Origin of the sequence: Acidipila sp. EB88 (assembly GCF_003858395.1) — a bacterium.
GTDB lineage: Bacteria > Acidobacteriota > Terriglobia > Terriglobales > Acidobacteriaceae > EB88.
This window is the reverse complement of record NZ_QWEV01000005.1, coordinates 3,890,802-3,913,247: the sequence shown is the minus strand read 5'-3', so window position 1 is coordinate 3,913,247 and position 22,446 is coordinate 3,890,802. Positions and strand designations below refer to the sequence as shown.

Annotated in this window: 18 protein-coding genes and 1 tRNA gene; 7 read left to right on the top strand and 12 right to left on the bottom strand. The window is 59.2% G+C overall.

What is annotated here, in order from left to right; all coding sequences use genetic code 11:
• Positions 1–13: 13 nt before the first annotated feature.
• From nuoF to D1Y84_RS16380, 6 genes are all read right to left on the bottom strand, one after another.
• Positions 14–1,342, bottom strand: coding sequence for an NADH-quinone oxidoreductase subunit NuoF (gene nuoF / locus D1Y84_RS16405; protein WP_124849646.1), 1,329 nt, complete (start codon positions 1,340–1,342; stop codon positions 14–16).
• A 66-nt stretch (positions 1,343–1,408) separates the two neighbouring features.
• Entirely contained in the window at positions 1,409–1,912 is a 504-nt protein-coding gene (nuoE, locus tag D1Y84_RS16400) for an NAD(P)H-dependent oxidoreductase subunit E (protein WP_124849645.1), read from the bottom strand.
• A gap of 27 nt (positions 1,913–1,939) precedes the next feature.
• Positions 1,940–2,335, bottom strand: coding sequence for a hypothetical protein (locus tag D1Y84_RS16395; protein WP_124849644.1), 396 nt, complete (start codon positions 2,333–2,335; stop codon positions 1,940–1,942).
• Positions 2,325–3,548, bottom strand: a complete 1,224-nt coding sequence (gene nuoD / locus D1Y84_RS16390; protein WP_124849643.1) for an NADH dehydrogenase (quinone) subunit D — start codon at positions 3,546–3,548, stop codon at positions 2,325–2,327. Before nuoD ends, D1Y84_RS16395 begins: the two co-directional genes overlap by 11 nt.
• Positions 3,548–4,045, bottom strand: coding sequence for an NADH-quinone oxidoreductase subunit C (locus D1Y84_RS16385; protein ID WP_233581491.1), 498 nt, complete (start codon positions 4,043–4,045; stop codon positions 3,548–3,550). Before D1Y84_RS16385 ends, nuoD begins: the two co-directional genes overlap by 1 nt.
• A 3-nt stretch (positions 4,046–4,048) precedes the next feature.
• Complete coding sequence (locus D1Y84_RS16380) at positions 4,049–4,459, bottom strand: NADH-quinone oxidoreductase subunit A (protein ID WP_124849642.1); 411 nt, start codon at positions 4,457–4,459, stop codon at positions 4,049–4,051.
• A gap of 447 nt (positions 4,460–4,906) precedes the next feature.
• Here D1Y84_RS16380 and D1Y84_RS16375 point away from each other — a divergent pair, with 447 nt between their 5' ends.
• Positions 4,907–5,086, top strand: a complete 180-nt coding sequence (locus tag D1Y84_RS16375; RefSeq protein ID WP_124849641.1) for a hypothetical protein — start codon at positions 4,907–4,909, stop codon at positions 5,084–5,086.
• A gap of 202 nt (positions 5,087–5,288) precedes the next feature.
• Here the strand turns inward: D1Y84_RS16375 and D1Y84_RS16370 are convergent, their stop codons facing one another.
• The 3 genes from D1Y84_RS16370 to D1Y84_RS16360 all read right to left on the bottom strand — a co-directional run bounded on the left by D1Y84_RS16370 (position 5,289) and on the right by D1Y84_RS16360 (position 10,331).
• Positions 5,289–6,479, bottom strand: a complete 1,191-nt coding sequence (locus tag D1Y84_RS16370; RefSeq protein WP_124849640.1) for a glycosyltransferase — start codon at positions 6,477–6,479, stop codon at positions 5,289–5,291.
• 130 nt (positions 6,480–6,609) lie between these two features.
• A complete protein-coding gene (locus D1Y84_RS16365; protein ID WP_124849639.1) occupies positions 6,610–7,878 on the bottom strand; it encodes an acetate/propionate family kinase in 1,269 nt (422 codons plus the stop codon).
• Positions 7,875–10,331 carry a phosphoketolase gene (locus tag D1Y84_RS16360; protein ID WP_124849638.1) on the bottom strand — a complete coding sequence of 819 codons (2,457 nt, stop codon included), beginning with the start codon at positions 10,329–10,331 and terminating at the stop codon, positions 7,875–7,877. The genes D1Y84_RS16365 and D1Y84_RS16360 overlap by 4 nt, the downstream gene beginning before the upstream one ends.
• 176 nt (positions 10,332–10,507) lie before the next feature.
• Here D1Y84_RS16360 and D1Y84_RS16355 point away from each other — a divergent pair.
• A tRNA-Ser gene (locus D1Y84_RS16355) sits at positions 10,508–10,597 on the top strand.
• 371 nt (positions 10,598–10,968) lie between these two features.
• Here the strand turns inward: D1Y84_RS16355 and D1Y84_RS19025 are convergent.
• From D1Y84_RS19025 to D1Y84_RS16345, 3 genes are read right to left on the bottom strand one after another with little or no spacing between them, the layout of a single operon-like run.
• Positions 10,969–11,181, bottom strand: coding sequence for a DNA/RNA helicase domain-containing protein (locus tag D1Y84_RS19025; protein ID WP_124850218.1), 213 nt, complete (start codon positions 11,179–11,181; stop codon positions 10,969–10,971).
• Complete coding sequence (locus tag D1Y84_RS19020) at positions 11,088–11,357, bottom strand: DNA/RNA helicase domain-containing protein (protein ID WP_370245787.1); 270 nt, start codon at positions 11,355–11,357, stop codon at positions 11,088–11,090. The genes D1Y84_RS19025 and D1Y84_RS19020 overlap by 94 nt, the downstream gene beginning before the upstream one ends.
• Positions 11,329–13,350 (bottom strand): cellulase family glycosylhydrolase, encoded by a 2,022-nt coding sequence (locus D1Y84_RS16345; protein WP_158615529.1) that lies wholly within the window; start codon positions 13,348–13,350, stop codon positions 11,329–11,331. Before D1Y84_RS16345 ends, D1Y84_RS19020 begins: the two co-directional genes overlap by 29 nt.
• A gap of 1,684 nt (positions 13,351–15,034) precedes the next feature.
• On the opposite strand from D1Y84_RS16345, the gene D1Y84_RS16340 reads away from it, so the two are divergent.
• The 5 genes from D1Y84_RS16340 to D1Y84_RS16320 all read left to right on the top strand — a co-directional run bounded on the left by D1Y84_RS16340 (position 15,035) and on the right by D1Y84_RS16320 (position 22,354).
• Positions 15,035–17,422, top strand: a complete 2,388-nt coding sequence (locus D1Y84_RS16340; RefSeq protein ID WP_124849636.1) for a TonB-dependent receptor — start codon at positions 15,035–15,037, stop codon at positions 17,420–17,422.
• 250 nt (positions 17,423–17,672) lie between these two features.
• A complete protein-coding gene (locus D1Y84_RS16335) occupies positions 17,673–18,992 on the top strand; it encodes a nucleotidyltransferase family protein (protein ID WP_370245786.1) in 1,320 nt (439 codons plus the stop codon).
• A complete protein-coding gene (locus D1Y84_RS16330; protein WP_124849634.1) occupies positions 18,959–19,825 on the top strand; it encodes a class I SAM-dependent methyltransferase in 867 nt (288 codons plus the stop codon). Before D1Y84_RS16335 ends, D1Y84_RS16330 begins: the two co-directional genes overlap by 34 nt.
• Before the next feature lie 126 nt (positions 19,826–19,951).
• Positions 19,952–20,590: a GTP cyclohydrolase II gene (gene ribA / locus D1Y84_RS16325; RefSeq protein ID WP_124849633.1), complete on the top strand. Its 639-nt coding sequence runs from the start codon at positions 19,952–19,954 to the stop codon at positions 20,588–20,590.
• 270 nt (positions 20,591–20,860) lie between these two features.
• Positions 20,861–22,354: a B12-binding domain-containing radical SAM protein gene (locus D1Y84_RS16320; RefSeq protein ID WP_124849632.1), complete on the top strand. Its 1,494-nt coding sequence runs from the start codon at positions 20,861–20,863 to the stop codon at positions 22,352–22,354.
• Positions 22,355–22,446 lie beyond the last annotated feature (92 nt).

The following is a 22,446-nucleotide window of genomic DNA, read 5'->3' as shown; positions in this document are numbered from 1 at the left end:
GCAGTGCGCTTCTCTAGTGAGCGGCCAGCTGAACGAGGTTCGGCGCCTGCTGCAGAACCAGGCCGGGCGTCGGCGGGTTCTCGCTCAGGAACGCTTCGAACTCATCGCGGAACTTGGTGATGAACCCGATGGTCGGCATCGCCGCAGCATCGCCGAGCGGGCAGAAGGTGCGACCCATCATGTTTTCGGCCAGGTACTTGATGTTGTCCAGGTCCTTGGACACGCCATTGCCCTGGTAGACGCGCGTGATGGTCTTCTTGAGCCAGTCGGTACCTTCACGGCACGGAATGCACCATCCGCAGCTTTCGTGCTGGTAGAACTTGATGGTTCGCAGCGCAAATTCAACGATCGAAACAGTTTCATCCAGCACCACAATGCCGGCCGACCCTAGCATGGTGCCGGCCTTGGCCAGCTGGTCGAAGTCCATGCCCACATCGATCTCGTCCGCCTTGAGCACTGGCGTAGAAGAGCCGCCCGGCACGACCGCCTTGAGCTTCTTGCCGCCCTTGATGCCGCCAGCCACCTCGTAGATTGCCTTACGCAGCGAGTAGCCCATGGGCAGCTCGTAGACGCCAGGCTTTTCTACATGGCCCGAGATGCCGAACAGCCGTGTGCCGCCGTTGCGGTCCGTGCCGATCTTGGCATACTCCGCACCGCCGAGGCGCAAAACGTGCGGCACGCTCGCGATGGTTTCCACGTTGTTGATCACCGTAGGTCCGCCATACAGTCCAACCACAGCAGGGAACGGAGGACGGATACGCGGCACGCCACGTTTGCCTTCCAGCGACTCCATCAGCGCGGACTCCTCGCCGACCTCATACGCCCCGGCGCCCGAGTGCGACATGCAGTCGAAGTCAAGACCTTCGATGCCGAAGATGTTCTTGCCCAGGAAGCCCTTGGCGTAGGCATCGGCGATGCACTTATCCATGATGTCAAGCAGGTAGCGGTACTCACCGCGCATGTAGATGAAGCCCTGCTTGGCGCCTACGGCAAGGCCGGCGATGATGGTGCCTTCGATGATCGAGTGAGGATCGTACTCGCAGATCGGGCGGTCCTTGCAGGTGCCCGGCTCGCTTTCGTCGCCATTGACCAGGATGTACTTCGGGCGGTCCATACCCTTAGGCACAAACGACCACTTGAGACCGGTGGGGAAGCCGGCGCCGCCGCGGCCGCGCAGGTTCGAGGCCTTGACCTCGTTGATGATGGCTTCAGGACCCATATCAATCGCGCGCCGTGCCTGCTCGTAGCCGCCTAGCTCGATGTACTTGTCGATCTGCTCGGCACCCTGGCCGAAGCGGAATGAGATGACCTTGACTTCGTCGGGATGGGAAACCAGGTACATGGTGCCTCCGAAAAACCGTTACCACTCTTGAACACTACGAATGTTGCGCGCTGCTATCTCGAGCGCTCATTGGGGGCGTGCGAGCTGCCGGTACTTGTCGATCGCTGCATCCATGGAGGCAGGGGTCACGTCTTCTACGTAGTCGTAGTTGACCTGCACGGCAGGAGCCCAGCAGCAGGCTCCGATGCACTCCACTTCTTCAACGGAAAACAATCCATCGGGCGTGACGCCCTTGTTCTCGTGCACCCCCAGTTTGTGCTGGCAGTGCTCGAGGATCTCGTAGCCGCCCCGCAGCATGCAGGAAATGTTGGTGCACACCTGGATGTGGAACTTGCCGAGGGGCTTCTGTCGCAGCATGGAGTAGTACGACAGCACATTGCGTACATCAAGCTCGGTAATGCCAACCCGCACGGCGGCTTCTGCCACAACAGCGTCGGAGCAGTAGCCAATCTCATCCTGCGCATACAGCAGCATCGGGATCAGGGCTGACCGCTTTACGGGATACAACGTCACGAGGCGATCCAGGCGTGCGGCCAGTTCCGCGGAGAAGATGGTGGTGGGTGTGCTCATCGTTGGGATTCCTCTTCCACTTGTTGCCTAGCTTACAGCCATCATTGCCAGGGCTTCCGCAACCTGGTCCATCTCAAGCAGCCCTGTTTTGCCGCTCCACTCGAAACGTGCATCCAGGTGCATCCGGAAGCTGCCTTCATCGAGCGGTATAGCCAGGGCGTCCGGATCAAAAGCCGTGCGCTCGTTTGTGTCTGCAACGGCCGGGTACACCGACCAGGTTCCCTGGCCGGTCTCCGGATCCAGCGCCAGATTCACCGTGTGCTCTGCCGCCACAATCTGCAATGCAAGCGGGGAGCGTTCATGAAGCAGCGCGAGGGGTACATCTGAACCCTCGCCTGCCGCAGCCAGGTACGCCTGCAGCAGCGAGCGAAACGAAAGCCAGAGCTCTTCGCGTGTCGCCCGCTCGGTCGGGTTAACGATCAATTTCGCCCAGCACGATGTCGATGGAGCCGATCACGGCAACCACGTCCGCAAGCAGACGCCCGCGACACATGGTGTCGAGTGCCTGCAGCGTGGCGAAGGACGGGTTGCGCATGTGCACCCGGTAGGGCTTTGCCGTGCCGTCGGAGACGACGTAGTACGCCATCTCGCCACGCGGTGACTCGATCGCCTGGTACACCTCGCCGGCCGGGACAGGGAAGCCCTCGGTCACGATCTTGAAGTGATAGATCAAGGACTCCATCTCGGTCTTCATCTTTTCGCGGTCGGGCAGCACGATCTTGGGGGCGTCGGCGGTTACGGGGCCTTCCGGCATGCCGTCCAGCGCCTGCTGGATGATCTTGACCGACTCGCGCATCTCCTCAAGTCGAATCACGTAGCGGGCCCACACATCGCAGTCATGCGAGATCGGGACCTTGAAGTCGAACTTCTCGTACGAGGAGTAGGGCATGTCGCGCCGGAGATCCCAGTCCACGCCCGAGGCGCGTAGCGGGGGCCCGGTGACCCCCAGAGCGATGGCATCGGCGGCGCTGAGGTGGCCGACACCCTTGAGCCGGTCGACCCAGATAGGGTTACCAGTCAGCAGGTTCTGGTACTCGTCGATCTTGGAAGGCATGCGCTTGATGAAGTTCTGCACGATGGCAAAGAAATCAAGCGGTGGCTCGAGCGAAATGCCCCCAATCCGAAAGTAGGAGGTCATCATGCGCTGGCCGGCTACATGCTCAAAAATGCGGAGAATGTCTTCGCGCTCACGGAAGGTATAAAGAAAAACCGTCAGTGCGCCGATATCCATCGCATGCGTACCCAACCACACTAGATGCGAGTTCAACCGGGTCAGCTCGTTCAGCATGACGCGCAGCCACTGAGCGCGTGGCGGAATTTCAAGCTGCAGCAACTTCTCCACGGCCAGGCAGTAGCAGAGATTGTTGCTCATGGGGGACAGGTAGTCGATGCGATCGGTCAGCGGGACAACCTGCTGGTAGAACTTCGCCTCGCAGGTCTTCTCAATCCCTGTGTGTAGGTAGCCGATATCGGGGACGATCTTGATCACGGTCTCGCCATCAATCTCGACCACGAGCCGGAGCACCCCGTGCGTGGACGGATGCTGCGGGCCCATGTTCAGGATCATGGTCCTATCTTTGGTCGGATCTTCCGGACGGGCTGCGAGCAGCGAGGATGTTTCTGTGAACTGACTCATCAGCGATATCCCTCCACGGGGAAGTCCTTGCGTAGCGGGTGGCCTTCAAACTCGTCCGGCATCATGATGCGACGAAGGTTGGGGTGTCCGTGGAACCGGATCCCGAACAGGTCGAACACTTCGCGCTCGTAGAAGTCGGCCGAGGGCCAGACCGGCGTAATCGAGTCCGCGCCGCCGATGATCGAGTCGACGAAGATGCGGAGGCGTACGCGTTCTTTCAACGTGTGCGAAACGATGTGGTAGCTAACCTGGTAACGCGGTTCGGCCGGCAGCCAGTCCACGGCGGTGACATCTTCGAGGAAGTTGTAGCCGGCCTGCTGGACGGCGGCTGCGGCGGCGCGGATGTGTTCAGGCGCTACCGTCAGGGTCAGCTCGCCACGGTCGTACGTGGCGTCAAAGGCAGGGCTGGCCAGCATTTCAGGTGTCATGGAGCGCACGGCAGGATGGCTGCTCATGGAGGAGAGAACGGAGTCTTTGTCGAGCACAGGGATCGTCACGGTCTACAGGTCCGCCTTGTCTGAGGACCAATCGAGAATGCCCTTTTTCCAGATGTAAAAGAAGCCCACCATCACGAAGCCGAGGTACACCAGGATCTCCCAGAAACCAAACATGCGCGAGCCCGTAATCGCTGGCAGCTGGCGATAGATCACCGCCCAGGGAAGCATGAAGACTGCTTCCACATCGAACAGGATGAACAGCATGGCGACCATGTAGAAGCGCACCGAGAAGCGGCCGCGTGCGTCGCCCTCGGCCGGAATGCCGCACTCATAGGCAGCCAGTTTAGCCTTGCTGGCGCGATGTTTCCCAATCAGCCAGGAGCCTGTCGCCATGCTGCAGCCCATGCCGACCGCGATCAGCACCTGAATCAGCAGCGGAAGATAGTTCCAGAAGTAGTGAGGAGCAGAAGACACAGAGGGTCACCTTTTGTGCAGCCTTTCCTTCAATCTAGAAGGGTGGTCCCAGCGCGTCAAGGTGAGGCTGGCAACCACTTCTCTCCCATGAATGAGCGGCGTCCCGCTCGTTGGGCAAGAGCAGCCTCCATCCGGACGCGCACACTGGGTGGTGCACACGTCCCGTCGGGAAGAAGTCCGCAGCATGGGGTGCGACACCAAGGCGCCCTGGTGCCAGTACAGGAATCCATCGCAAAGCCCGGTCCGAAGTGGGGCGGCCCGCTTTTTTGCAAAGAAAGCTCTCGTGTGTTTGCAGGCTCAAGCCGATACAAGGGTTGACGGAAAGGAACAACACCGATGCCAAACACCCTGATGCCGCATGCACCCCAAACGCAACCTCTCGCGGAGCCTCAGCACTTTCTTCAGCAGCCAGCCCCGCTGAAGCGCACCCAGGTACGGCAGAAAAGCATGCAGGAACTGCTCGGCACGCCGAGCAAGGCTGAAGCGATCCACGAGGCGGAGGATGTGCCGGAAATGATGGCTGTTCCTGGTATCTTCCTCGGTTTGCGCGTGGCGCTTCTGTTCAACCTCGGCCTGTGTATCGCCGCCGCCGTCGGCTATGAAGTTTGGACGATCGCTACCAAGTAAGACGGCGAAGTCTACAGCCAGCAATGTGTGCCACTGCCTGCGAAGCAGCAGGCAGTCCCAGGCAGCAGCGTCGCTGCCGCAGCTGCTACGAGCCGCAAACTCGGCCGCTGCGGCACGACGGAGCCAGATGCAAACAGGCCGCGACCTACCTGTCTCACTTTACCGGGTCGCACGCTCCAGAGCACAAGCCCGGAGCATACTCTCAGCGCGGGCTGGGACGCGCTCCTACCATGGCCGCTTCCACGAGGCTTCGCACACCCAGAGCGCAGTTGCGCATCGAAAAGCGCTTTTCAAACGAAGCATCCGTTCGCTCGATAATCGCCGCGCGCTCACCAGCGCTCAAAACGAGCCAGCGCTCCATCAGCCGTACGGTGCCAGCCTCGGTGTCTTCCTCCACAAACCCCGTGCCATCCTCTGTCACGTAGTCCCAGATGTTGATCTTGTTTGAGATCAGCACGGGCAGACGGCAGGCGATCGCCTCCGCGATGGCGATGCCGAAATTCTCCTGGTGCGACGGCAGGATGAAGACCTCGGCCGCGTGAAACGCGCCCCACTTGAGATCACCCTGCAACATGCCCGGCCAGTGGATGCGGTCGGCAAACCCGCGCTCCTTTGCCACGGCCTCAAGTCCCGGGCGGAGCCCGTCCGGGTCCGGCCCAGCAACCACGAGATCGAGACCCGGATGCTGCGCTGCAATGCTGCAGAAGGCTTTTACCAGCAGGTCGCAGCCCTTTTTTTCGTGGATGCGGCTTAGGAACAGCAGAAAGCGTCGCCCGCGCAGCGCGGGAGAGGCTGTAAGAAACGCCTCACGCTGCGCACCAGGCTCACCCTCCGGCCGACTCGTACCAAGGGAGACCACCGCACTTTTCCACGTATGCGGCGAGAACGATTGCGGGGCCAGCTCGCGCTCGGCTTCGGTCGTGAAGATCACGCAGGCGGCATCACGAAGCACGGGGTACTGGAACAGCCGCCAAAAAATCAGCTTCTTGAGGTGTTTCAACGGGTACCGCTTGCGGAACCATGGGTCCAGCATGCCGTGCGGAAATACCAGGTACGGCACGCCGGCCGAGCGGGCCGCTTTGCGCGCAGCAATGCCGGGATACTGCCACAAGCCGTCGATGATCACAGCATCGTAATTTTTTGCATTTTGCTGCAGCCAGCGGCGCGCCGCGGCACTGTACCCAAAGGTGGACTTGACCGCGCCGACTGCGTGCACCGGGAATGGGTACCGGCCCAGATAAGGCGAACCCGCCGTATCCAGAGACAGCACCTCCAGCTCAACGCCTACCTCGCGATACCCCTTGGAGAGCTGGAGCAGGTTCTCCTGCGGTCCGCCCGCCGCCGGTGAAAGATCATGGATGACATGGAGCAGACGGATAGGAGATGTGTGCACGCTTCAGCCTTTATAGGGAGGTGCAGGGCACCAAGCGCCCTGCAGACAGGAAATGGGTAGCAGTTTGGTAAGGGTCCAGCCGGCGGTACCGGGTGCATCCATAGCGAAAGAATACCTGTGAACGCGCGCTTTAACCATGAAGGAGAGTACGACCGTGCGCGGCAATCACCAGGTCCTCCTCAGCACGCACGATGCGCACCGGAACTTTGCTGTTCGCCGTGCTGATGCAGTCCTCACTGCTGCCTGCGCCGTGACGCACATTTGCTTCTGCGTCGATCCGGATCCCGAAGGGTGCCAGCTTCTCCAGAACAGCAGCCCGTAGAGGGGCGCTGTGTTCGCCGATACCGCCCGCGAACACCAGCAGATCCAGTCCATGCAGCGATACCACCAGGCCAGCGATGGCTTTTGCTACTGCGATGGCAAACAGGTCGAACGCCAGTGCGGCTTCCGCGCGGCTTTGAGGGGTTCCGTCGGGAGCATGACTCTGCTTTTCGAGCTGCTGCATATCGCCCGAGCCGCCCGCGATCCCGGCAAGCCCGGCCTCGTGGTTCACCATCGTCTCGAGATCATCCAGGGACAGCCCTGCGCGCCGGGCCAGGAACAGCAGAACCCCTGGGTCCAGGTCGCCGGTACGTGTTGCCATCGGCACACCGCCTGCAGGCGTCAGGCCCATAGTGGTGTCCACGGAGCGCCCCCGGAGCACGCCGCACAGGCTGGACCCGCCGCCCAGGTGGGCGAAGACGATCCGCTCCGGCAGCGGGTCGCTTTCCGTCTGCAGTTGCCGCACCAGGGATTCGTACGAAAGCCCGTGGAAGCCATAGCGCTCCACGCCCTCGGCCGAAAAGCGCGATGGGATCGGAAGCTGCTTGGCCACCGCCGGCATGGTCTGGTGAAAGGCGGTATCGAAGCAGGCAATCTGCGGCACATCAGGAAACAGCGTGCCTGCCTGCTCCAGCAGTTCGATGGATGCGGGCAGGTGCAGCGGCGCGAAGTGGATCGAGGCCCGCAGCGTTGAGAGCACATCCGGCGTAACGCGGGTGTGATTTCGAAGTCTTGGTCCACCGTGCACGATGCGATGGCAGACCGCAGCCGGGTGCGCGCCCGGCTGTTGCGCCTGCAATGCCTGGCGCACCGCCTCAAGTGCCTCGGCCTGCGAGCCAAGGGCAGCTGCATTGGAGGCAATCTCCTTCCCCTCCCCATCGTGCAGCGCAAGCGAACCCTTGCCGGAGCCGATTCCGCTGGCTTCGGCGGTGAACAGGGCCCGCTCTCCCGCGAAGTTAACCCCCGCTTCGGGGACAAACAGCCCTGCTTTCAAGGAAGACGAGCCGGAGTTCAGCACCAGGATTCTCTGCGCCGATGGACTCACCTGTTCCCGGTGTTCTGCCGGAGCCGCACTCATGCGTTGTCGCCCCCGGTCTGCTCCTCGCTTGCGGATCCCTGGCTGCCACCGCTTACCGGCCGGTCGCCCCAGGACCAGTCGCGCACTTCTGGCATGTCTTCGCCGTACTCCGAGACGTAGAGTTTGTGCTGCTGCATCTTTTCCGAGTGGATCTGCTCCGCATCGGCGAAGTGCTCAGACAGCGATGGCGTGCGGCGCACCGCATCCAGCACCAGCGTGAATCGGTCGATGTGGTTCAGCACGCACATGTCGAACGGGCTGGTCGTGGTGCCCTCCTCGCGGAAGCCATGCACGTGAAAGTTCCGCTCATTGGCGCGGCCATTCACAAGCGAGTGGATCAGCGCAGGATAGCCGTGATGGTTGAAGATGACTGGCTTGTCTTTCGTGAACAGCCGGTCGAAGTCCTCATCAGGAATACCGTGCGGGTGCTCGCTCGGGTGCTGCAGCGTGAACAGGTCGACCACGTTGACGACACGCACGCGCAGTTTGGGATAGCGGTCATGGAGAATCGATACCGCTGCCAGGGTTTCCAGTGTCGGCACGTCGCCGGCGCAGGCCATCACCAGGTCGCACTCCGCGCCCGGCGTGCCCGCGCCGTCCGGTCCGGTGCTGCCATCGTTGGAAGCCCACGCCCACACACCCAGGCCTGCCGTGCAGTGGCGCACCGCATCCTCCATCGAGAGCCAGACCGGTGCCGGCTGCTTGCCGGCAATGATCAGGTTCACGTAGTTGCGGGAGCGCAGGCAGTGGTTGGCGACCGAGAGCAGGCAGTTCGCGTCAGGTGCCAGGTAGATGCGGACGACTTCCGCTTTCTTGTTGGCGACATGGTCGATGAAGCCGGGATCCTGATGCGAGAAACCGTTGTGGTCCTGCCGCCACACGTGCGATGAGAGCAGGTAATTCAACGAGGCGATCGGTTTGCGCCAGGGCAGTTCGCGCGACACCTTGAGCCACTTGGCGTGCTGGTTAAACATGGAATCGATGATGTGGATGAACGCTTCATAGCAAGAGAAGAAGCCATGCCGGCCGGTGAGCAGGTAGCCTTCCAGCCAGCCCTCGCACATGTGCTCGCTCAGCACTTCCATGACGCGGCCGTCTACAGCCAGGTTCTCGTCCACACCCTGGTACTCGGCGTCCCAGCGCTTCGGGGAAACTTCGTAGATGTTTTCGAGCCGGTTCGAAGCGGTTTCATCCGGGCCGAACACGCGGAAGTTGCTGTTCTTCAGGTTGGCCTTCATCACGTCGCGCAGGTAGGTGCCCAGCACCCGCGTCGCCTCAGCCTGCGTTTTGCCGGGCTCTGTGATCGCAACCCCGTACTCCTGGAATGACGGCATCTCCAGCGGTTCAAGCAGCAGTCCGCCATTGGCGTGGCGGCTCATGCCCATGCGCAGGTTGCCCTTGGGGGCAAGATCAGCGTAGTGCTTCTGGAACTGCCCGTGTTCATCGAACAGCTCTTCAGGCTTGTACGACTTCATCCACTCTTCCAGCAGCTTCAGGTGCTCGGGGTTGGTACGCACCCCCTCGAGCGGCACCTGGTGCGCGCGCCACGTGCCTTCAATCTGCTTGCCGTCGACCACTTTCGGCCCGGTCCAGCCCTTCGGTGTTTTGAGGATGATCATCGGCCAGCGGGGACGCGCCTGTTGCGCGGAGCCCTCATCGCGCGCTGCTTTCTGGATCGCGCGGATCTGCCCGTAGGCGTGATCCAGCGCGTCTGCCATCTTCTGGTGCATCTCCATCGGGTCGTCGCCTGCAACCACAACCGGGTCGTAGCCATACCCGACAAACAGCGACAGCAGCTCCTCCTGCGGAATGCGAGCCAGCACAGTGGGGTTGGCGATCTTGAAACCGTTCAGGTGCAGGATCGGCAGCACCGCGCCATCTGTCTTGGCGTTCAGGAACTTGTTGGAGTGCCAGCTTGTGGCAGCCGGACCGGTCTCCGCCTCACCATCGCCGACGACGCAGGCGACCACGAGCTCCGGATTATCGAACGCCGCGCCGTAGGCGTGCAGCAGGGAATAGCCGAGCTCGCCTCCCTCGTGAATGGACCCCGGGGTCTCCGGCGCCGCATGCGAGGGGATCCCGTAGGGCCAGGAGAACTGGCGGAACAGCCTTCGCATGCCGTCCTTGCTGCGCTCGATGTTGGGGTAGACCTCGGTGTAGGTGCCTTCCAGGTACGTCTGCGCCACGAAGCCCGGTCCTCCGTGCCCCGGACCCATGATGAACAGCATGTCGACTGAGTGCTCGCAGATAACGCGATTGAGGTGGGTGTAAATGAAATTCAGCCCGGTGGTGGTGCCCCAGTGCCCGAGAAGGCGCGGCTTGATGTCAGCCGGGATCAGTGGCCGGTCAAGCAGAGGGTTGTCCTGCAGGTAGATCTGGCCGACCGTAAGGTAGTTCGCCGCGCGCCAGTAGGCGTGCATTTTCTGGAGCAATTCCGGGTTTAATTGGGACATGTATCTCTCTCCACGGGCACTCTATGACCACTGCAAAGCATGCGGGTAGCATGCACCCCCTGCATGGACCACAGGTGAATTCAGCTGTCCGCCATCTGCCTGTTAGTGATGCAGAATGAACCGGATAGGGAGCCCAAGCGCCGATCTCTCGAGGTGTGATAGATTTTTTGAAGGCCGGAGAGATGGCAGAGTGGTTGAATGTACCGCCTTGGAAAGGCGGCGTACTGGAAACGGTACCCAGGGTTCGAATCCCTGTCTCTCCGCCATACGTGTGTTTAAATCCACGACCGTCGCGCTAAACTCCACAAAATGAGCTTCTTTAAAGAGCACGGAGCGCGTACAGCGCGTGTGGTGTCGTCCTGCGCGCCCGTGTGCACCCTGAATGTCTTGCAAAATCTAGGCTGTAGTGCAGCGTTGTATGACAACCAGGGGCTCTATCTTCAATTCTTGAAATCGTCTTGCAAGGACCTCGCATCGTCTGCGAAGCAGACGTACTTGTTGAGCAGTTTCGCCTCAGTCGAGTTCCTGGCGGTGTAGGCGATCTCGACGTCACGGAGCCTCTTCTTACAATAGTTCTCTACCTTGTCCCTGCCATGATCGGTCAGACGAGGTCAAGACCAACACTTCCAGTACACACTCATGGAGAATGCAGTCGCTCTTGGCCGCATACATCCTGTATCTTCCGGATTGTGCCTACCTCCCCAGGACGTACTACCTGGTTGTCATCGATGAGGAATACGGTAGCTTTTGCGGCGTCTAAGACCTCACCGATCTGGGGAAGGTCGCTGCATTGTCTGCTTTGGTAAACCGCTTGTTGCTGATCGCGCGTATCCGGTGAGCCTCGTCGCAGATCATCACATCGACGTCATTGTACTGAGCTGTTGGATAGCTGTTAAAAGAAATTGACCTGTTGCGGAGCGCGCGTTCCGACGATCTCTCCCGCACGGTCGTCATGACGGTCTTGGATCCAACCACGTAATAAACGCCGTAACGCAAGTTAATGATGTGCCAGGATTTGGATTCCATTCACTGGGGCGCGAACCTGGTCGTCGGTCGATTGGCCATGGATTGAAGTCAAGTGAAAGTTAGAGCCGGTGCAATCAGTAAAAAGCACGTAATTGCCTGTCGATCCTCCAGATGCCCGAGTGAACGTTCCTGAGAAGTCTACCCCTGCATCTGTCCCGCGAATGGTGCTACCTTCCTGCTTTTGCTCCTGACACCCGTGGATGACACCATCCGTTCCCATGCTTGTCAGCCGATACAAGGAGGAGCGACTGGGGCCTGGCTTACTGTCCGACCCTGCATTAGCTCCGTCGAAGTAAACAACCACATCGTAAATCGCGAAACTGGCAGGTAACCCGCTCACTGAAACTGAGTTTGGGAGGGTGTTGCTACTGTCTAGGTAGCCCCTCATCATACGATTGTTACCAGGTATGTTAGGGATGTTTATAGAGTAATGATACGGCGACCTCCAAGTGGCGACGGCTGGAGTGTTCGAACCATTTCGATCAATAAGGTCGGGGAGAATCCCCGCGATCGCCTGATTCCAGTAAGCTTGAGGAACGAACCCCGCTATCTCCGTACGAGCCATAAACTCGTCATCTGTTCCTATGAAGTTGATCCCGATGCTGTTGGTGAAGGGTGGATGGGGTGTTTCATAGTTAGTTCCTTGCACCGGAATGGCCTGGGAGAGGCCGATATGACCTTGCCATGTGAGCGCAGCCACAATCAGCAAGTGTGCGCCTGCCGGAATGTCGCGCCAAGTCAGAGAGTATGGTGCCTCGATCGAGATTGCAACGGGTTGGTCATCGACAAAGAGTCCAACCAAAGCTACTTCGTCGCTACCGCCGGCAACCACATTGACGTTTGGCAGTATGGTCAGTGAAGTGCCAGACGCGACTGTTTCACCGGGAGTGGGAGATGCAAGTGCTACGAGGGGCGCTGGGGAAACAGCACCTCTCGCAGGCAATGGGTTCGCAATCGACGCAAGCGCGCTTGCTACATTGCTGACTGCTCCGGTCTCGTTTGGCAATGCGGGACCATTCCATGCGGGATTCAGGACTCCATATGTCTCTTCACTGCCGCCGAGCCTTTCGGGATTGAGGCTGCCCGATTCGGTCCCGTTGATCGCCCACCAATCCCAGCTAATTCCTTTCTGCTGAATGTATTGCCGGATGCTCGCAAACCAAAGGCCGCTGGAGTTTGGCGCAGTGTCGGAAATACAGTTTGTCGTATCATGGCAGTTACCGAATTCGCCAATCCAGATAGGAGCGGTATAGGGCTGATCCGGGACCGCAATGTAGCCCCAAGCGATATCGAACTGTGCGGCTAGATCCAAAGCGCTTGCATAGTTGCTGTGATCAAACGGGTAATCGTGCGGTGAGTAAACAAGCCTGTTTGCGACAGGTAGCTTGATCGGAAGTGCAGCGACTTCGGTAAGATCTAGCGAGTAATTGATGCCCTCCACCATGATTAACAGGTTTGGATTGGTGGCAAGCACGGCGGCGGCACCTCGCTCGGCCGCCGCGTGCCAATCTGTCGTAGGATTACCGCCCCAAGTCGCCCTGATACGAGGCTCATTGCGCAGGTCCACTGCAATCACCCTAGGATTGTCTAGGAACCGAGTCACCATTCCCCTCCAATCGGCGATCCAAGAGCTCTCTGGATAGTCGCTGTTGTACCAGAGGTCATTTCCATCATCGCCGCAGCACCATTCAGCATTGCTATTGTGGTTGTCGAGAATGACGAGCAAGCCTTGCGCGGTCAAAGCCTGGACAACCTTGCTAAACACAGCTAAAGGTGTCAGCCCCTCTAATGCTGGATTCGCTGCAATCGCATACTGAGGGACAAAGGAGCTGTTTTCGTAAAGCTGATTCGACCAAGGGAGCCGGACTGCATTAAAGCCGAGACAGCGAATACGTTGTGCGATCGCTTCCAGCGGTTCGAGTTGTAGGCCGCCAACGACGGATTCTATGGTTTCGGCGCCATACCAGGCGACACTGCTCAGCCGAATGGGCATGCCGCCAGCATTCACTATTTGATTACCCTGGGTATGAAGTGGTAGATGTGGCTCCGGTTGACTGAGAGAACACGGTGGAGTGATTGTGATGTCGAGCGGTTCGGAAGATTGCGCCTGGGATGGGTAGCCAAGAACCAGAGCAACAAGGAGTAGTAGGATTATCTGCATAAGACTAGCCCGTGATAAAGTGTCGGAGATGAGAGCCCGCCTCCCAGATAAGCGCAACCTACCTAGCTTAATCAAGATATGTCTATGATTATTCTCATAGCTTCTCGATAAGGTGGAAGTGTACCGGGGATCTTGTCAGGTGTGTGATGCTCCCTCTGTAGGGACACGCCAGGAGGCGCTAGGGAGTTGCGAGGGTGGCATGTTGGTTCCGGCGGCTAAGATCGCAGAGAACTTAGCCAGAAAACGGCGGCAACGAATCCTGTAGCACTTTTACGAGGCGCTCTTCGTTGAGTAGATCTTTCACGGATTGCTCCATGGAAGTGCAAGGCCCAACGCCGTCTGGGGTTGCCCTGATGACGAGATCGGGATTGTCGACGAGGCAGCGTCTCGCAGGCTGACGGCTAGCGCCTTGCGTTCCTTCTCGAACTCTCACCGGTAAAGACCCTCGCAACCGGAAGCTAATGCAGGCGCGCTCTATCGGTTCTCGCAGGTGATGGGTGTGCCATTTGCTTCGAGCTAGTAAAGAGAGCCGACAGCGGCCAACCGAATCTTCCCCGTTACAGGCATGAGATCGCCAATGCGATGCTCCTCCTGTTCGGCTACAAAGCCATGTACGTCATCGGGCAGGCAATCTCGGTCGATGGCTGTAGGGTTAACCAACTCCACGAGTCGCACCGAGCTTCGAATGTTCAGCTTACGGAGGTTGCCGCTCCAGATTAAGGGTGTCCGAAGACAGCTCCATCAGCGCTGGTAAGCCATTTACGTGTCATGCCCGTCTTCACGCTGATGCCCAGCGGGGACTTACCCCCAAACCCTGCGGCCCGCGGATTTTAAGTTGATCTTGAAGCACGTCTGAACATCAAGCAGCGTTGGAACAAACCAGGATAAGAGTTGCACAGAGCGGATGTTAGGTTCACTGCCTGTCTTGCGTACAGATGCACCTAGATGCACATAACTGCAAGTGAACAGCCCCCGAACGAGGGGCTGTAGCCACCAGGCGCTCGGTAGGTTTCCGGGGGCCTTTTTTTCTACAGACAGCTGCTTCTTAGAACCCTACCTTCCCAGCTAGGTGGCCGGCGCGGAAAAGGTCACTTCTCCAGCGACTGAGCGCATAGATAGCCGATCAGTTGTTATGGCGCCTGCATCCTCCGGCAAGCGGTGACAAGCGTGATCCAGAGACGATCCGCACAGCGGCCGGCCCAGTGTTGTGTTCTGGCTTGTCCCTATTTCATTCCAGCCGACTAACGATGGGGCTACCTGCGGATCGCTGTAAATAGCCAAACATAGCTTCTGTTCCAGACAGTAGCGATTTGTGCTACGCGGAGGGATAGGGATGCAGCGGAAGGTGCGCCGCATTGCAATCTGCGCATCACGCCATGGTCACACGCTTGGGAGCAGAGACAATCCCGTGACTTCATCGTGACAAACGGAGTGCGTGGTTAAGTCAGACTCAATTGGTCGCATATCAGCACGTGCTGGTTTTAGCGCGCCTGGAATTTACGACTTAAGGAAGACCATGCCCCCTTTTAACACCAAAACCCTTGTCTTTGCCTGCATTCTGATCTTTTCCGCCTCGCTCTCCACCACTGCACAATTGGCTTCGGTCCATGGCGTCGTCGTCGATTCGTGTGGCCACGCGATCGCCGGCGCACGAATATCACTAAGGAACGATGACACAAAATTCTCCACGGTCAGCACCGCCGACGGCGCGTATGTGTATTCTCCACTCGAAGGCGGCATGTATACGTTGAGTGTCGAGAGCGCAGGCTTCTGGCGCGTTGAAGGCGCATCGCTCGACGTTGCTGCAAATGGTTCTATCAACCACGACGTTCAGCTGCAGCTTGAGTCTGCGTCGCAGACGGTCACCGTTCAGGGCAACGTCGATACTCTCGAGCAGGTGCCATCCGTTGGCAAAACAGGCACAATGCTCCAGGACATGCCGCAAAGCATCTCGGTTATTGGCCACACTCTTTCCGAGCAACAAGGGGATCTGGCCCTAAAGGACACGTTGCGCAATGCAAGCGGCGTTGTACAGGGCGGGAGCGATGGCTTCGGATTCGGTGACCGCTTCCAAATTCGCGGCCTGGAGGCCCGTATCTACAACGACGGCTTTTCGGATGGCGACGAACGCAATGGCATTCCACACTCTCTCAACGGAGTGGAACGGATCGAAATCCTCGAAGGGCCCGGCTCCGCGCTTTTCGGCAGCGGGCCGCCGGGAGGCACGATCAACCTGGTGCACTACACGCCCTCTCCGAACTTGCTCGCCGGCATGCAGTTTCAAACGGGATCCTTCGGACTCTTCTCGGGGTCGGCGTACATCACTGGCAACACCGCCGTACACGGTCTGAACTACCGAATCGATGGCATGGCACAGCACCTGGATGGCTTTCGATCCCTTGCTGCTTCGGACTACGAGCTCCGTCCCGTGTTCGGTCTGACCAGCGGCCACAACCTCCTGCTCCTGGCTTTTGATGGGCGCGATCTGCAGAGTACACCTGATCCTGCGGGCCTCATCTACGTCAATCACACGCCGATCACCAGTGTGGGACGCGATGCGAAATACTCCACACCATTCAGCTTTGCTAACCAGCCGATTGGCCGCTTCACTGCGTCCGATGTGTGGCAAGCAGCGCCTTCCGTGACGGTGAACAATCGCGTTTCCTACATGTATCGAAACCTGTCGATTCTTCGAAATGGGGATGGCGGCACAGTGGCTGGCACTGCTTTTACCGGCCGACAGCTGCGCAGTCAACATGACACGCTCCACGACTTCGATTACGAGATGGAACCGGTCGTCACCTTTAAGACTGGCTCTGTTCGCAACACGCTGCTAACCGGCGTGGAAGTGCAGCACCAGAACGTCGTTTCGAACCGCTCGACTGCAGACTTGTCGTCCATCACGAACATCTTCAAGCCTGTGATTCCTGAGTCTTCTCGCAGCGGCCTGACCTTCCTGCGTGATGCGAAGCACTCGGGCTTCCTGGATGGGCTCAACGCAAACTATCAAGGTCTTTACGCAACAGATCAACTAGACCTTACCAGACGCTGGAAGCTTCGCATCAGCGGCCGGCAGGACTGGTGGCAGACCGCGCTCACACCCAGGGTGAACGTGCCCGGCCGCAGCCTTGGCAATGGGCAGCTCATCGAACCGCCTGGCGTTTATGGCCGCAATGACACGCCATTCAGCTGGAACGTCGGCACCGTCTACCGCATACTGCCGGGAGTCTCGCCCTACTTTGGCGTAGCACACAGCAACCTTGTGAACTTCACTTCTGAGGCCACACAGAACGGCGTTGAGGCTCCCGAAACCGGAACGCAGTATGAGGCCGGGGTGAAGGTTGGGGCCATCAATGACCGCATCCTGGTGACAGCCGCGGCGTTCCATGTCATGCGCAACAACGTGTTCTCCCTGGTAGGCGATATCCCTGTCTTCAACGATCAGCTCACGCAGGGTGGTGAAGGTAACGTGGACTTGGCGCTTTCGCATCACTGGAGGCTCAATGCCAATGCGACCGGCATGCACGCGTCATTGAGCGAGAACCCCTCCAACCCTGCGGCTACGGGCCGTCGGCCACAGGGTGTACCGGATCGCATCGTGAACCTGTGGACGAGCTACGAGCTTTCGATGGGTACCGGTACTCACGTCACGCTGGCTGGCGGGTTCACCAATCGCAGCAGCATGTTTGCGGACCTGCTCAACACAAACTCCATCCCCTCGTACACCAATGCCGATGCGGTCGTGAATGTCACCGCACCGTGGTGGACCGGGAGTTTTGGTGTGCGCAACCTGGCGGACCAGCTCTACTTCACGGCTGCGAATGGAGCCGGTGGCTTCGTAGGCGACTCGCGCTCTTACTTTGGCAAAGTACAGTTTCACCTCAGGTCGGCAGGGGACCGGTGAAGAGATTGTGTTGGATTGTTCTCGACCATCCGTTGGCTGCGTTCGTATGACACTTTCCTGACAACTCCATGACATGCGGTGGCAGGTCTTGCTTGTAACGTCGAACAGGTTGGGGCCTCGTCTCCGGCAGCGGCGTGCGACCTGGACTCCGGGCACACCGTCAGGGAGGTACACATTGGCAAGCGGTTCTGGTCCCGCTCTTCGGTCAGCTACAGAGCCCACCGCAAAGCGTGCTGCGGTCACACTCCGTGTGGGCACTCCCAGGAGCGCGTCAGGTAAAAACGGAACACGGACACCTGGAGTCGCGAGCGCTCCCTGGTCGCATCGCGACAGCGACCATCAGATCCGGGAAGCAGCCCTCCTGAGCTTCTGCGACCCCATACCCGCCGCAGCAGCAGAGCTACTGCGACTGCGCTCTTCAGAGTGGCGGAAGCTGCTGACCTGGCTCGACATCAGCGGGCTGGCGGTTTACCTTCTCGATCGATTGGATGCGCTCGAATGGAGCACTTCTTTGCCTCCTGCTGTTCTGCAGGGACTGCGTCGTCGCATGGCAGAGAATGGAGCACGGACGCAAAGCATGATCAGGGAATCTGTTGCGATCCAAGAAGAGTTTCAAAGTGCCAGCATCTCCTACGCCGTGCTCAAGGGTGTCTCATTCTGTCCATCCTCTGTGCCACGCCCTGAGCTTCGGCACCAGTTCGATCTCGATTATCTGGTTGCTGAGGAGGATGTAGCCGACGCACGCCGCCTGCTCGAGAAAAGGGGTTACCGGCTCTACGCCGTCAGCGGCAAAAGCTGGGAGTTCAAGGCGAACGAGCGGCCCACCCTTTCGATCAAGGATCTATACAGGGCATCTCCGGGCTATGCAGTGGAGCTGCACCTCGAACAACGGAACCGGCATGGTGCTGGTCCTGCTGGACGGCTCAGCCGCGTGCTGCACAAGGAGTTGTACGGCATCAGCATGCCTGTCCTTGCGCCGGTGGACCTGTTCCTGGGCCAGGGCCTGCATGCTTTCAAGGATGTGTGCAGTGCCTTCTCGCGTACCGCGCACCTTCTTGAGTTTTATCGCCATGTGATGACACGCAGAACCGATGCCGCCTTCTGGGAAGAGCTTGCATCCACTGCCGCGGAGGATCGCAGGGCCGCTGTCGGGATCGGCGCCGTCGTATATCTGCTTACCGACATACTCGGCCTCTTCGCGCCTCCGGCGTTGACTTCCTGGACTGTAGACACCCTGCCTCCAAGGATTCGCCTGTGGGTGGATCGCTATGGCCGGCAGACAGCGTTAGGCCAGCATCCGGGTACCAAGCTGTATCTGTTGCTGCAGCACGAGCTTGAGGTAGCAGGTTTGCCTGCGGGTCGCTCCAGCCGCGCTGCGTTGTTGCCCTCGAAACTGCCCCCGCCCGTGATGAAGGCGCTCCAGGATGAGCCGACAGGCATTCGGATTGCCCGCTACCGGCTGCAGCTAGACGTTCTTTGCTCAAGGCTGCGCTTCCATCTTCTGGAAGGGGCACGCTATTCACTGGAGGCCTATCAATGGCGCAAATGCCTGAAGCAACACCACTTGTGAGAACAGAGCTACGTCCCGCAGCGCAGGCATTCGATGCGATCGCTCCGCTCTTTGATGAGCGCTTCGGTGCATGGGAAAGTGTCGCTGCTCAGCGCCGGGCTGTGCGCTCGCGATGGCTGCAACAATTTCCTGCTGGGGGCCGGCTGCTGGAGATAGGCGGAGGTACTGGCGAGGACGCATCCTTCATGGCACGGCACGGCTTCCGCGTGTTGCTCACCGACCCATCCCCGACGATGGTGACGCTGGCCACAGAAAAGCTTGTGGGCTTTGGCTCCACTGCGGAGTTGGTGGCAGCAGAGGATTTTCCGGAGTTCGCACGCGGGTACATCGCAAGCGGAAGGCCCTTGTTCGACGGTGCGTTTTCCAACTTTGCGCCGCTCAACTGCGTAATCGACCTTGAGCCCGTTGCTTCTGCCCTGGCGAGACTGTTGAAGCCCGGCAGCGTAGCCATGCTCGTGCTGTTCGGCACCCTGTGCCCGGGAGAGATGGTAGTGGAAACGCTGCGAGGGCGTCCGAAGCTTGCTTTGCGGCGCCTGAAGCGCGGCGTTGTTCCAGCGCGGCTCGCCAAGCATAACTTCGAGGTGATCTACCATCGCGCCGCCCAACTCGAACGTGCGTTTGTACCTTGGTTTGAGCTTGAGCGAAAGGTGGGCATAGGCGTGATGGTGCCGCCGAGTGCTGCGGAACCATGGATCTCGAGTCACCCACGTCTGCTGTCTGCGCTCGAGGCAATGGATCAAGCGCTTGCTTCGCCGCTCGCAGCCTTTGGTGATCATGTCTTGTACCAGTTCCGGCGAGCGACGTACACCGGGTGCCGCAAATGTAAGTCGTGAAGCGGCTTACCTCTTCTCTGCACCAACAAACCGACCACGGCATTGTCGAGGAACGCGGCAAAGGCTCGCTCCGAGCGACCCACAACTACACCTGTCCAGGCAACCTCAACAGCGTGCTGAAGGCTTATGACGATACAACACCTGGATCATCCACTCACCCTGATCAAGACCGCGGAAGTAAACCTTCCCACCCGGTGGGCCGACTTCAAACTGCTTGGCTTTGAAGACGCTCGCGGAAAAGAAACAGCGCCAGAGACAGCTCTGGCGCTGATTCTCGGGGACATTCACAGCACACCCTGCATCGTGCGCATACATTCGCAATGCACGACGGGCGATGTGTTCCATTCGCTCCGGTGTGACTGTCACGACCAGCTGCACCTTGCGCTGCGCACGATTGCCGAAGCCGGTCATGGCATGCTTCTGTACGAGCACCAGGAAGGCCGCGGCATTGGTCTCACAGAGAAGCTTCGCGCCTATGCTCTGCAGGAACAGGGGCTCAACACTATTGAAGCCAACCTGGCACTGGGCCATGCGAACGACCTGCGGGACTATCGATTCGTCGTCGATATCCTTCGCTACCTCAAGATCAATGCGGTGCGGCTAATGACGAACAACCCTGAGAAGATAGCAGCGGTAAAACTCGCGGGCATCAATATCGTCGAGCGCCTGAGCGCCGATGTGGGCTTTGGTGTTCACTCGGCCCGCTACTTCGCCGTCAAACGCGACCAGTTAGGTCACTTTCTCGAGCCGAGCGCCGTCACCTGAACGGAACTCGCTGCCAGCTCTCTAAATTCCGGTACAGATCTGTTCAAGACGATGATGCTGCGTAGATGCCTGCGCTTTGTGCCGAAGCGGCGAAACACCACACTTCATTTCTCCGGACAGCAAGCAAAGAGTGACATTGAGTTTACATCTCCGAGACAAAAGCAGCGCGCTGAGAAGCCTAGGCTTGGTCTATGAAGCGCATCTGTATCGCACCTGTGTGCACCGTGCTCTGCCTGATGCGGTGCCCATCGCGACAGCATGAGGTGAGCCTTGGCTAGTGTCCTGCTGACCCACTCCTATCATCTTCCCTACGACCCGAAACAAGTGCGTAAGATGCAGCCGTACACGCCGATCGGCACGCTCTACGCCGCGACCGCGCTGCGAGACCACGGGATCACCGTTGCGGTATTCGACACGATGTTGTTGGAGCCCGAGGTCGCGTTTGCGGACGCGCTTCGGCGGCACCGTCCGAAGATCGTGGTCGTCTACGAAGACGACTTCAATTTCCTCTCGAAGATGTGCCTGACGCGCATGCGCGACGTGGCATGGAGTATAGCGGCGGCCGCTAGAGAGACTGGCGCGATCGTGATCGTGCACGGCTCGGACTCTACGGATGACCCTGACCTTTTTCTCGGTCGTGGGTTCGATTACGTGTTGTGTGGCGAGGCAGAACAGGTGCTGGTCACGCTATGTTCCTCGATCCTAGGCGGGACGGAAGCTCCACCTTTGGATGGCGTGATGACAAATAGTAAGCAAGGCCACAGAGGGCAGGGGAGGGAGCGCCTGGCAAGAAACTCTGCGTGGGCACAGCTCGCGCGCCCTGCGCGAGAACTGATTGATCTGGAGCCGTATCGCGCAGCGTGGCAAGAAGCGCATGGCTACTTTTCCACCAACATGGTATCCAGTCGAGGCTGCCCATTTCAGTGCAATTGGTGTGCCAAGCCGATCTCGGGCAATCGCTTTCATCTACGTGCAGCTGCCTCCGTGGCCGAGGAGATGCGATCGTTGAAAGACGTCGGCGTTGAACACATCTGGTTTGGTGATGACATCTTCGCCTTGAATCGGCACTGGGTGCAGGTATTTGCGGCGCAAGTAGTGAAGCAGGATGCGCGGCTACCCTTCAAAGTCCAGTCGCGCGCTGACCTGATGCACGAAGACACAGTAGAACACTTGAAGGCATCCGGCTGTGCCGAGGTGTGGATGGGGGTTGAGTCCGGAGCGCAGACGATCTTGGACGCGATGGATAAGAATCTGAGACTTGAAACTGTCGTCATCGCGCGCGAACGACTCAGAGCAGCTGGCATTCGCGCGTGCTTTTTTCTTCAGCTTGGTTATCCGGGCGAAGGCTGGGAGGAACTGCAAAAGACCGTTGCCTTCGTGCGTAAGACGAGGCCCGACGATGTCGGGATCTCCTTCTCGTACCCGCTGCCGGGAACCGTTTTCTACAACCGTGTTCAAGCGCAGCTTGGGGCGAAGCGTAACTGGGCTGACAGCGATGATCTATGCATCATGTTTCAGGCTACCTACACCACCGAGTTTTATCGCGCGGTACGCGACGCCATTCACGCTGAGGTGGACTCCTGGAAGGCCCGCTCGGAGGGAAGTCACGTGGTTGCCGACGTCGACGCTCTTTGGCGTGCGGTCGAGACTTCGGAAGCTGCAAGTCGATGCGAGCAACCGTTCGTCTTTACGGATTCAGCAAATGCAGCCGGTGTGGTCCACATCCTTCCCCTGGATCAGCTCGCCGGCTCAAGGGAAGCCTGATGTCGAGAGCAAACGCCAGCGTGGAAAGTGCAAGCCTGCACTTTTTGTCGGAGGAACGGGTGCGGGGAATATCCCCCCTCGATCTCAAGCTG

Bases quoted from the DNA above. Each gene is read 5' to 3' on its own strand.
- nuoE (WP_124849645.1), bottom strand. From the start codon at position 1,912: ATGAGCACACCCACCACCATCTTCTCCGCGGAACTGGCCGCACGCCTG.
- D1Y84_RS16375 (WP_124849641.1), top strand. From the start codon at position 4,907: ATGCAGGAACTGCTCGGCACGCCGAGCAAGGCTGAAGCGATCCACGAG.
- D1Y84_RS16340 (WP_124849636.1), top strand. From the start codon at position 15,035: ATGCCCCCTTTTAACACCAAAACCCTTGTCTTTGCCTGCATTCTGATC.
- nuoF (WP_124849646.1), bottom strand. From the start codon at position 1,342: ATGTACCTGGTTTCCCATCCCGACGAAGTCAAGGTCATCTCATTCCGC.
- D1Y84_RS16330 (WP_124849634.1), top strand. From the start codon at position 18,959: ATGGCGCAAATGCCTGAAGCAACACCACTTGTGAGAACAGAGCTACGT.
- D1Y84_RS16360 (WP_124849638.1), bottom strand. From the start codon at position 10,331: ATGTCCCAATTAAACCCGGAATTGCTCCAGAAAATGCACGCCTACTGG.
- D1Y84_RS19020 (WP_370245787.1), bottom strand. From the start codon at position 11,357: ATGGAATCCAAATCCTGGCACATCATTAACTTGCGTTACGGCGTTTAT.
- ribA (WP_124849633.1), top strand. From the start codon at position 19,952: ATGACGATACAACACCTGGATCATCCACTCACCCTGATCAAGACCGCG.
- nuoD (WP_124849643.1), bottom strand. From the start codon at position 3,548: ATGAGTCAGTTCACAGAAACATCCTCGCTGCTCGCAGCCCGTCCGGAA.
- D1Y84_RS16345 (WP_158615529.1), bottom strand. From the start codon at position 13,350: ATGCCCATTCGGCTGAGCAGTGTCGCCTGGTATGGCGCCGAAACCATA.
- D1Y84_RS16365 (WP_124849639.1), bottom strand. From the start codon at position 7,878: ATGAGTGCGGCTCCGGCAGAACACCGGGAACAGGTGAGTCCATCGGCG.